Origin of the sequence: Psychroserpens sp., assembly GCF_045105015.1 — a bacterium.
Lineage (GTDB): Bacteria > Bacteroidota > Bacteroidia > Flavobacteriales > Flavobacteriaceae > Psychroserpens.
The window spans coordinates 1-10,964 of the sequence record NZ_JBGCCX010000185.1; the positions used below are offsets into that span (position 1 = coordinate 1).

11 protein-coding genes are annotated in these 10,964 nt (G+C 31.1%); 6 read left to right on the plus strand and 5 right to left on the minus strand.

Features of this window, described 5'->3' with window-relative positions; genetic code table 11:
* Window positions 1-280 precede the first annotated feature (280 nt).
* Both AB8B90_RS13930 and AB8B90_RS13935 read left to right on the plus strand, forming a co-directional pair.
* On the plus strand, window positions 281-2,341 hold the full coding sequence (locus AB8B90_RS13930) for an ATP-binding protein (RefSeq protein WP_405338125.1): 2,061 nt from the start codon (window positions 281-283) through the stop codon (window positions 2,339-2,341).
* 36 nt (window positions 2,342-2,377) lie between these two features.
* Entirely contained in the window at window positions 2,378-3,022 is a 645-nt protein-coding gene (locus AB8B90_RS13935; protein ID WP_405338128.1) for a chromophore lyase CpcT/CpeT, read from the plus strand.
* On the opposite strand, the gene ctlX is transcribed toward AB8B90_RS13935, so the two are convergent.
* A complete protein-coding gene (ctlX, locus tag AB8B90_RS13940) occupies window positions 3,019-3,951 on the minus strand; it encodes a citrulline utilization hydrolase CtlX (protein WP_405338131.1) in 933 nt (310 codons plus the stop codon). The genes AB8B90_RS13935 and ctlX overlap by 4 nt on opposite strands.
* A gap of 110 nt (window positions 3,952-4,061) precedes the next feature.
* On the opposite strand from ctlX, the gene AB8B90_RS13945 reads away from it, so the two are divergent.
* Window positions 4,062-5,798, plus strand: coding sequence for a M14 family metallopeptidase (locus AB8B90_RS13945; protein ID WP_405338134.1), 1,737 nt, complete (start codon window positions 4,062-4,064; stop codon window positions 5,796-5,798).
* Between the two features lies 1 nt (window position 5,799).
* Here AB8B90_RS13945 and AB8B90_RS13950 read toward each other — a convergent pair whose 3' ends face one another.
* From AB8B90_RS13950 to AB8B90_RS13960, 3 genes are all read right to left on the minus strand, one after another.
* The gene (locus tag AB8B90_RS13950; protein WP_405338137.1) at window positions 5,800-6,240 is read right to left on the minus strand and encodes a hypothetical protein; all 441 of its coding nucleotides are present in this window, start codon (window positions 6,238-6,240) and stop codon (window positions 5,800-5,802) included.
* A gap of 137 nt (window positions 6,241-6,377) precedes the next feature.
* On the minus strand, window positions 6,378-8,018 hold the full coding sequence (locus AB8B90_RS13955; RefSeq protein ID WP_405338140.1) for a T9SS type A sorting domain-containing protein: 1,641 nt from the start codon (window positions 8,016-8,018) through the stop codon (window positions 6,378-6,380).
* Window positions 8,019-8,143: 125 nt separating this feature from the next.
* Window positions 8,144-8,725, minus strand: coding sequence for an NUDIX hydrolase (locus AB8B90_RS13960; protein ID WP_405338143.1), 582 nt, complete (start codon window positions 8,723-8,725; stop codon window positions 8,144-8,146).
* Between the two features lie 123 nt (window positions 8,726-8,848).
* On the opposite strand from AB8B90_RS13960, the gene pyrE reads away from it, so the two are divergent.
* Both pyrE and AB8B90_RS13970 read left to right on the plus strand, forming a co-directional pair.
* Window positions 8,849-9,493, plus strand: a complete 645-nt coding sequence (gene pyrE / locus AB8B90_RS13965) for an orotate phosphoribosyltransferase (RefSeq protein WP_405338146.1) — start codon at window positions 8,849-8,851, stop codon at window positions 9,491-9,493.
* Window positions 9,494-9,528: 35 nt separating this feature from the next.
* Complete coding sequence (locus AB8B90_RS13970; RefSeq protein WP_405338149.1) at window positions 9,529-9,924, plus strand: SRPBCC family protein; 396 nt, start codon at window positions 9,529-9,531, stop codon at window positions 9,922-9,924.
* Here AB8B90_RS13970 and AB8B90_RS13975 read toward each other — a convergent pair.
* Window positions 9,921-10,652 carry a biotin--[acetyl-CoA-carboxylase] ligase gene (locus AB8B90_RS13975; RefSeq protein WP_405338152.1) on the minus strand — a complete coding sequence of 244 codons (732 nt, stop codon included), beginning with the start codon at window positions 10,650-10,652 and terminating at the stop codon, window positions 9,921-9,923. The genes AB8B90_RS13970 and AB8B90_RS13975 overlap by 4 nt on opposite strands.
* A 95-nt stretch (window positions 10,653-10,747) precedes the next feature.
* Between AB8B90_RS13975 and AB8B90_RS13980 the strand changes: the two genes are divergently transcribed.
* On the plus strand, window positions 10,748-10,964 hold a 217-nt coding region (locus AB8B90_RS13980; protein WP_405338155.1), incomplete at its 3' end, for an RsfS/YbeB/iojap family protein.

Consider the following 10,964-nt stretch of genomic DNA (forward strand, 5'->3'; position numbering starts at 1 on the left):
GTTGTTTTTCTATGATTCTTGCCGTTCATCTATTCGTCGATATTTTTAAAAAATTCAAAGACCACTTTATCTAATTTTTAGGTATTAAAACCCGAAAATTAGCATTTTAGAACCCTTTTATTCATTTTTGGTAAGCTATTAATCAAGAGTCCCAAACATTGATGAAACTTAATATTCAATCATTATTAAGGTTACCCTTGACTTTTTTAAACTTGTTTCTCCTTTCCCTCAAGGCCAACAATAAGTATTTAATTAAATCGGTAACATTTAATACAGCACTATGAAGCAGTTAATTACATTGGCTGTTTTTTGTTCTTCGCTTTTTTGTTTTTCACAAACAAATGAGATCGATAGTCTTACTATACAATTAGCTTACCAAAAACAAGATTCTTCAAAAGTAGATACATCTCTGTATTTGATTAAAGCATTGTATAAGAGTAAGAACTTCAAAAAAGCACTTCTGTATATTGACCAAACCGAACGACTTTCAAAGTTTTTAAATCACACTAAAGGAATCGCTGATGTTAATTTTTACAAAGCATTAATCTATTCTCAAAAAGATGATTATTACAATGCTATTGATGGTTATAATAAATCAAGAAAGTTTTACAAACAGTTGGGAGACACTTTAGGTATTGCCAAAGTAAACAACAGCATTGGTCTAATAGAGATTAAACGCGGTAATTATAGCGTAGGTTTAGAAAACTCACTCTCAGCCATCCAAACATTTGAAACAAGAAATCTACTCGATGAACTAAGCTTAGCTTATAATAATTTGGCAGAAGCATATTACAATACGCATCAAGTAGACAAAGCATTAGAATTTAATATCAAAGCATTAAACGTAAGAGAACAACTTAAAGATAGCTCAGGTATTAAATCATCAACCAAAAATATTGCATCATTATATTCTGATAGAAAGGAACACAGAAAAGCTATAGAATACTATGAGAAAGTATTGAAGTTATTAAACCCAAAACAAGATCAAGCCATAAGAGGTGAAGTTCTTCCAAAAATTGGTAGTGAATATTTACAGTTTAAAGATTATGACAAAGCTGCCGAATACTTAATTGAAGGCTTAAAATTTAACAGAAGAACTAAGAATGATGATGGCATCTTAAGAAGTTTGAATGCGATTGGTGAACTTAATATGTCCCAAAAGAAAGTAAAGTTAGCTGAACTTCAACTTAATGAGGCTCATACTATTGCTTCTAGAATTAATAATAAACCTGAGCTACTAAAGAACTATAGATTACGTAAAGAGCTAGATTCTACAAATGGTAAATTTCAAAATGCATTTTTCTGGCAGAGTAAATACTTCGATCTAAAGACAGAGTTGCAAAAAGCAAAACAACCAAAAATACCTGTAAATACTAAAATCATTACTAGTGAAGTTGTTGATGCTACTGAAGATGAAGACTTTAATGCTATTGCAAAACAAGAAGCAGAGCAAAAAAATCAAGAAGAAATAAAGCGATTAAAAGCCATTGCTTATGTTTTGATTGCGGCTTTTTTAATTGTATCAACAATCTTACTTCTATTGCATTTAAAACGCAGAAGCATATTAAAATCTAATAAAGAATTAAAGGCCAGAAACGAACAAACACTATTACAAAACGAATTGCTTTCTGAGCAAAATAAAAACTTAGAAGACATCAATAATGTTAAGGATCGCTTATTCTCTATTGTTTCTCATGATTTAAAAGATTCAATTTCTTCAATCAAAGGCTTTATTGATCTTCTAAAAGAAGACAGTATATCTCGAGAAGAGTTTTACAATTTGGTTCCTGAGTTAAGTGAAAATGCTGACAATGCATCCTCATTGTTATATAATCTTTTAAATTGGTCTAAGTCGCAAATGCAAAATCTTAAACCAAAGGCAGAATTATTTAATATAAAAGAGGTCTTTCAAAACAAAATAGCTTTAGTAGAACAAAAAGTGGAACAAAAACGTATTGTACTTATTGACGAATCTCATAGGGACTTTGTTTATGCTGATAAAAGTATGATTGAAATTGTAATTCAAAATTTGATCACAAATGCTGTAAAATTCACACGTGTAGGTGATGTAATTACGGTTTCTAATAATGATCACGACGGAAAGTCACTCATATGTATTGAAGATACTGGAGTAGGTATTTCTCGTGAAAATGTTGACAAACTTTTCCAAAATGGAACATTCACAACTAGAGGAACTAATAATGAAAAAGGTACAGGTCTCGGATTAAGTATATGTAAAGAATTAGTAGAACTAAATAACGGTCGTATTTGGGTTGAAAGCACACCAAACGTTGGCACTAAATTCTATGTAGAACTTCCGAAAAATAAGCCTGCTGAATAATTGCTTTTTGTGTATCTTAGCCAAAAGCAATCAACCATGAAACATCTTATTATCTCTCTTGCATTTATTGCAACTCTTTTTAGCTGTAAAAATTCTGAAAAATCACCTGATAATGCAGAAAACAATAAAATTGAAGCAAATCATCTTCAAGAATTATTTGGTATGATGCAAGGTTCTTTTAACTCCGAAATTCAAGCTGAAATTGATAGTACGTATTTCAATATCTCGCTTCACATGTATCCAATTTGGGAAGACAAAGGCAACTATTTATATGTTGAACAAGCCTTAAATGCAAAACAAAGCAAACCATATAGACAACGTATTTATGAAGTAACACAATTAAATGACAGTATGTTTAGTTCTGCTATTTACACCATTAAACATGATTCATTATGGATTGGCAAGTGGAAAACACCAAAAGCGTTTGACTCGTTATCAATGAATCAAGTATCTCAAAAGAAAGGTTGTGAAGTTATTCTGAAACGTTTAGATTCTGATTACTATAAAGGCGAAACTGGAGAAAAAACATGCAAAAGTACTTTATATGGAGCATCTTATGCTACTAGTGAAGTTGAGATCTTCTCTGATAAAATTATCTCTTGGGATAGAGGTTTTGACGACAAAGACGAACACATTTGGGGAGCAGAAAAAGGCGGTTACATTTTTAATAAAATAGATTAAGCCTTCGGTAAAAACACTTCAGCCATCATACAACGTGCACTTCCACCACCACAAGTCTCAATAGTTTCTATAGAGCTTGATAAAATTGGACAAAACTTTTCTATTACAGCTATTTGCTTTGGTGTCAAACTATCATGTGCAGCTTGACTCATAACTAAGTAACGTTGGTTTTTATGACCTTGAACTTGCAGCATATTTCCCGCAAATTGATGCATTTGTTCTTCCGATATTTCGATGATTTGCTTTCCATCTTGCTTCAAATTTCTAACCACATTTTTTCGTTCCTTTTTATCATCTATAGTGTCTAAACAAATCACCGCAAATTTTTCAGCTAAACACATCATCACATTAGTATGATAGATAGGTAATCGCCTACCCTCAACAGTTTGATTAGCAGTAAAAATCACAGGTGTGCATTCAAAATCTTCACAAAACTCAATTACTAAATCTTCATCAGCACGAGCTGATAGTGCACAATATACTTTAGAATTATTTCGATCTAAAAGTAAACTTCCGGTTCCTTCTAAAAACACTCCTTCAGCTTCAGCACTTGTATAATCAATTATGTTTTCAATTAAAAAGCCTTCCTCTTCTAAGCGAATAAACACGTCTTCACGTCGTTCTTTTCGCCTGTTTTCAGCAAACATTGGATACAATACAACATTTCCATTTTTATGAAAACTCACCCAGTTATTTGGAAAGATTGAATCTGGTGTATCCATTAATTTATCATCCTCAACCACAATAACATTGACTCCAACAGCACGCAACTTATGAACGAATGCATCAAATTCAGCTTGTGCTTTTTGATTAATTTCAGCATTTTTTATGTTCAAGTCTTCTTGAAAATAATTATTGACAGCTGTTTGTTCATTCATCCTAAAACTTACTGGACGAATCATTAAAATGGTATTTGTAGTTTGCGACATGGCTTATAAATAAAGTAAAGCGAAATTAATTCTTTTTAAGGAGTTCTAAAACATCAATTTCAAATTTATTAATCGAATTTGATTAAGTTTATACTTCTAAATATTTTACCATGAAAAAGCTCATTCTTTGTTTATTGATTTTGAGTTCTTGTACTTCAAAAAACCAGAAAATCGATATTGATTTTACAACAGTTTTTGAAAATTCAAACGGAACTGAAACTGCCACTTATGAAGAAACAATAGCTTTTTACAAAAACTTGGCTGAAGTATATCCTGAAATTTCGATAAAAGCAGTTGGAGAAACCGATTCTGGAAAACCATTACACATCGTAACGCTTAATAAAGACAAAACTTTTGATTTCCAAACGATAAGAAATAATAGCAAACGTATTTTACTCATAAATAATGGCATCCATCCAGGTGAAGCTGATGGTATTGACGCTACAATGATGTTATATAGAGATATCGTTCAAGGCAATATTATTATTCCTAAAAAAACAGTTTTAGTAACAATTCCAATTTATAATGTTGGAGGAAGTTTAAATCGAAATTCCACAACACGAACTAATCAAAATGGACCATTAGAATATGGATTTAGAGGTAATGGACGTAATTATGATTTAAACCGTGATTTTATTAAATGTGACACAAAGAATGCTAAAACTTTTACTGAAATTTTTCATTTAGTACAACCTGATGTTTTTATAGACAATCATGTTAGTAATGGAGCTGATTATCAATATACTCTAACACATTTATTCACACAACATAATAAACTTGGTGGACATTTAGGTGAATTTTTACACGATAAAATGATGCCTCAACTGGAGCAAAAACTAAAAGAAAAAGACTGGGATATTACACCTTATGTAAATGTTTTTAACAGGACTCCTGAAAAAGGATTTAGTCAGTTTATGGATTCACCTAGATATTCAACTGGATACACCACTTTGTTTAACACACTTGGCATGATGGTTGAAACTCACATGCTAAAACCATACAAACAAAGAGTTGAAGGAACTTATGAACTCATGAAAAGTATGATTGAAATTACAGAATCAGAAGGTGAAGAAATTTCTAAATTAAGAAAAAATGCGAATGAAGAGTTTCAGAATAAAAATACCTATCCAATTCAATGGTCTATCGATACAACTAAAACATCAACACTTCAATTTAAAGGTTTTGAGGGACAAATGACAAAAAGTAAAATTACTGGATCACAACGATTAAAATACGATGCTACTAAACCATTTACAAAAGATATTATTTATAAGAATTTCATGACACCTAGCTTAAAAATTGATATTCCAAAAGCTTATGTCATTCCGAAAAATTGGTGGACAGTTATTGATTTATTAAAATTAAATCACGTAGAAATGACGCCTTTTGAAAATGATACTACTTTTACTGTAAACTCATATCGTATAAAAAACTATGAAACAAGAAAACAAGCTTATGAAGGTCATTATTTACATTATAATGTTGATTTAGAAACTTCAGAAGAAAACATAACATTTAACAAAGGAGACTTTATTATATATACAGATCAAAAAGCAATCAGATATATTTTAGAAACTCTAGAACCTCAAGCTGTGGATTCATTTTTTAATTGGAATTTTTTCGATACTATTCTTCAGCAAAAAGAAGGGTTTTCACCTTATGTATGGGAGGATAAAGCGCTTTCAATATTAAATGACAATCCTGAATTAAAAAAAGAATTTAACTTAAAGAAAACTAATGATGAAAGCTTTGCTTCAAATTGGTATTCACAATTAGATTGGCTACACAAGCAAAGTAATCATTATGAAAAAGCACATTTACAATATCCTTTGTATCGTATAAATTAACTTATTTCATTAATTTTTTCAAATACTTCTTTACCATATTTCCTGAAGAAGGATGATAATAAACCGTATTTGTACTTCTATCTACGAGTTGGAAAGAATATTCAGTATTCCCAGAAAAACTCTTTGAACTCTGAATAAAAATCATGTATTTATAAGTCTCAATTGGATATTTGTCATCACCATATCCTGTTGAAACATCTGAAACGTCTGCTACAAAAAAAGGTTTACCGTAATTTTTTTGAAATTGTTTAGTCAACCATTTTTTTGTTCCTCTTGCTTTAAAAGCAGGCATAACAAGCACAGAACCTTTATAGTTTTTAAAATCTTTTGGTGCTATTTCTCTGACCATAGTTCCATCACTTGTAGGAATTGTCATTTGTGCAAAGCTTGAATTAATTGAAATAACGAGGAAAAGAAGAATAAGAAATTTGAATTTTTTCATGAGTTATAATTTATAAATGACTTACTAAATCTAATATTAAAATTCTACTTAAACAATTATGTCATAAGGTTTTATTAAAATTTTAAAAAAAAAGAGCCGCATTTAAACGGCTCTTTTTCAATGAAAATTAATTCAAACTACTTCGAGACTTGAATTGCCTTAGTGAAACTTCGATATTTAGAATCGAACTTTACAAAATAAGTTCCTTCATTTAGATTACTTGTATTTATAGAAATATCTCTACTATTCATTACACTTGTTGTAGTTCCTGAAGCCATAATTCTTCCGCTAATATCAACTATTGTATAAGTTAGTTTCTCATCTTCTATAATGTCAGCCTTAACAAAAAGGTTGTCAACTACTGGATTTGGATATACTTTAACATCTAATTTATCCTCAGACATTGAAGCTTCAAAAGCTTCATAGCTATCAAATTCGCTGATAAAGTTATCAACCATCATATTTTGATCTACTCTGTAATTTGACCCACTAAAGAAGTGACAAATCCATTTAGGTAATACCAAATTTATTGCTCCATGAACATCTAATGATGTACAAATATCATTTTGTCCAACAATATCTAACACATCAAAACCAGTTGTGCTTCCAAAGTTTACGATACCTAAATCTAAAGTTTCTGGATTGTATACTAAGCTATGAATTCTATAAAACCCTGGATGATTGATATCAAACTCTGGAGTTCCAGAAGCATCTAAGATCACTAAGTCAAATGCACTAGTCAATACAAAGATTTGCGAATACCCTTCAGGAATTACAGCTGCATTGTTTTGCATTGCTGAAATTGAAGCAAAGCCTTGATCATTGATACATGATAATGGATGACTTGAATACATTGTGCCTGCATCTGCTGTACACTGAGCTTCATCTACTTTGATTGGTGCACCTGCTACATCTAATGATGCACAAATCTCTCCACCTCCTGCAATTAATAATCCGAAAACATCAAATCCTGTAGTGACTCCTGGTACGATTGTAGTGACATCTAGTGTGTTTGGATCTAATACTAAACTGTGAATCGTGTAATTCCCTGCTTCCATTACTTCGAAGCTTGGCTCAAATGCATAGTTTAAAATTATTAAACCTTCACCTTCTGTTAATACAAATGCTTGTGCATAACCCTCTGGGATTACTGCATTACCATTTGCCATTGCCATGATTGTCGCACTTCCGTTTGAAAGCTCTACTTGTGGCATGTCTGTACTCATTGTGCCTGCATCTGCTGTACAAGTATTTCCACCAATTTTAAATTTGGCACCAGCTACATCTAGAGAAGCACAAAATTTACCGCCTCCTTCTATTAGTAATCCGAAAATATCAAACCCTGTTGTTTGACCAAATTGGATTTGGCTTAAATCTAAAACATCAGGATTGTACACAAAACTGTGTATTGCATAATAACCTGACTCGGTTACCGTAAATGAAGCTTCTGCACCTGCATTTACAATAACTAAACCTTCGCCTTGTGTAAGAACGAATATTTGCTGATAATTTTCAGGAATAACTGCGTCGTTATTTGGAGTTGCTTCCAAATCAGCGGAACCATTAGTTAAGCCAAAACCTGAGTTTGTATTACTCATTGTTCCGGCATTAGCTTCACAATTATCTGAAAAATTTAATAAAGCGTAATTTGAGGTGTAGGAATCCTCTAGTGATAAATTAATATTTGCATTCGATGCCATCATTAAAGATGAAACGAAAGCAAATACAAATAAAAATGTCAATTGAAAGGGGCTTTTTCGAAGTAATTTGTCTTTCATTGTATTTTTGTTTAACGTTTATTCGTCAAAGTTAAACAAAATATATGTCCATAATTTTAGTTCATTAAAACTTTGACAGAAATTTAACATTAGTAAAAGTTGTTTTAATAAATACGTAAGTTTGATTAGACTAGAGATCTTATATTAGCATAACTATTCTCTAGAGCTTTTGTAGATTCTTGGTGATTGAGCCACGCTACTTTGGTAATTCCTTCATTTTCTTGAGGAGATAAAATACCATTGTAAGAGGTTTTCATCTCAAACCAATACGTAATTTTAATTTTATGTTTACCATTACGCTTAAATATATGATATGTAGTTTCTATAGGTTTAACAATAGATAAACCAGACACTCCTGTCTCTTCTTCTACTTCCCTCAAGGCTGTTTGTTCAATTGTTTCTTTTGCCTCGGCTTTTCCCTTAGGCAAATCCCATTTATTATTTCTGTAGATAAAAAGAGTTTCATCCAGATCATTAATAACTTTTCCACCTCCAGCTATAACGTTGGGTAATTTTTTCAAGAACTTATTAATGAGATTATCGTCTCTTTTTCCAATTAGTCTAACTTCTTTTAACGAGGTAGTATTCAATTCGCTAATAATCTTACCAATATTAGAAGATGATAAAAGATAATTTTTAAAATTATCTTCAGCACTAACTTGAGTAGTTAGAATTATAGGTTTGTCATTTACAAAAATGCGATGCATTGATTTGGTTAAAGTATTCGGAGTATAAAAATATCATTTTTTTAATCGACAATGCTGAATTTTAATATTATTTTTATTTAAAGTTTAAAATTAAATTACTTTAAATTTATGTAATTTAGCAGCATGATTTTCAACAAAGAAACTGCTAAGCAAACTGCAGAAGTTTTGCTACAAATTAATGCTATAAAATTACAACCTAAAGCTCCTTTTACTTGGGCTTCAGGTTGGAAATCTCCAATTTATTGCGACAATAGAATTGTACTTTCTTTTCCAAAAATTAGAAACTATATTCGTACTACAATGGCCAAACAAATTGAAGCTAAGTATGGTAATATTGATGCTATAGCTGGTGTAGCAACTGGTGCGATTGGAATTGGTATTTTAGTTGCAGAAGAATTAGGCTTACCATTCGTGTATGTTAGACCTGAAGCAAAATCCCATGGCCGTCAAAATCAAATTGAAGGTTTTATAGAAAGTGGACAAAATGTAGTTGTTGTTGAAGACTTAATAAGTACTGGTAAAAGTAGTCTTAATGCAGTTAAAGCTTTAGAGGCTGCAGATGTTAATGTTAAGGGCATGGTTGCTATTTTTTCTTATGGATTTGAAGTTGCGCGTAAAAATTTTGAAAATGCTGAAGTTACTTTACACACTTTAAGCAACTATGAAAATTTGTTAGAACAAGCACTAGACACAAAGTATATTACATCAAAAGAACAAGACATTTTAGCACTTTGGAATGCCAATCCGAGTGAATGGAACGGATTTTGAATACATACCCAATAATTAATACTAATACGTAAAGAATGAATTTAGAATCACCAAAAACAACAATTCCTAAATCAGCTAAAGACACATTTGACTTTTTATCTGACATAAAAAATTTCGAAAAATTAATGCCCGAAAACATTAGTAAATTTCAAGTCTTAGATGAGGACAAATTTGTATTTGCGTTAAAAGGTATGCCAGAAATTGTGCTTAAAAAGAAAGAAGCTATCTCTCCAAACAAAATTGTTTTGGGGGCAGCAGGTGGTAAATTAGATTTCTCTCTAACAGCAGACATTAAAGCTATTGATGAAAATTCGAGCGAAGCTCAACTAACTTTTGATGGGGAATTTAATGCGATGATGGCTATGATGATTAAAGGGCCAATATCTAAATTTATAGAAACTTTATCTGTTAATATTCCAACAGCTGTTTAATATAATAATTGAACTTCTTTGAGTTCAAATGACCTAATAATGTCATCTTCAACAAGCACCATCAGATGACCTGAATCACTTACACCTTTGATGTATCCTGTAAATATATTATTATAAAGATCTTTGAAGGTTGAAGGTTTGTCTTTTCTGAACAATTTACTTTCATAATCAAGCTTCAATTCATCATATAATTTAGAATCGATTAACGAAAAGTAGTGCTTCATTTGTATTAAAACCTCATGAAGTACTTGATCTCTGTCAAAGTGCTTTCCTGATATCAGTTGCAAAGATGTGGCTTTAGGCAAATCTCGAAACTGTGTTTGGTTAACATTGATACCAATTCCTATAATAGAAGATTGTAAACAATTTTGTTTGATGACGTTTTCAATTAAAATACCACATAATTTTTGTTGTTCTGACAAAATGTCGTTAGGCCATTTAATTTCAAGTGTACTTATTTGCAAAAGCTTTAAAGCCTTAAAAACAGCCAATGACACAGCCATACTTAAGTAAAAATGTAATGCTGGATCTAAACCTGACAGATCTTTAAACACACTAAACATGAGGTTTTTAGCATTTTTAGATTGCCATTTCGCACCCAATTGCCCTCGACCACTAGTTTGGTGTTCTGCAACTACTACAGTAAAATCTTTAACAGATTCTTTTGCACTTAGCTGTCGCAAAAACGAATTTGTAGAGTCAATGGCATTAAGTTTGATTATATGCATATACTGTGTAAAAAAACTTTAAGAATTTCTTATAATGAATTAACCATAATAAGACTAAAAAAAATAATAACTTTGCACAAACTTAAACCAATTTAATGGCGAAAAAAAATACAAGCCCAGACGAACTTATAGCAACAGTCATAGCTGGAATTGAAGATGTAAAAGGAAAGGAGATTACAATTCTGGATTTAAGAGAAATTGAAAATACGGTTTGTAATTATTTTATTATATGTGAAGGTACTTCGAATACTCAAGTAAACGCCATAGTAAATTACGAACAAAAAAAAGTAAGTAAAGAACTTAAAGACAACC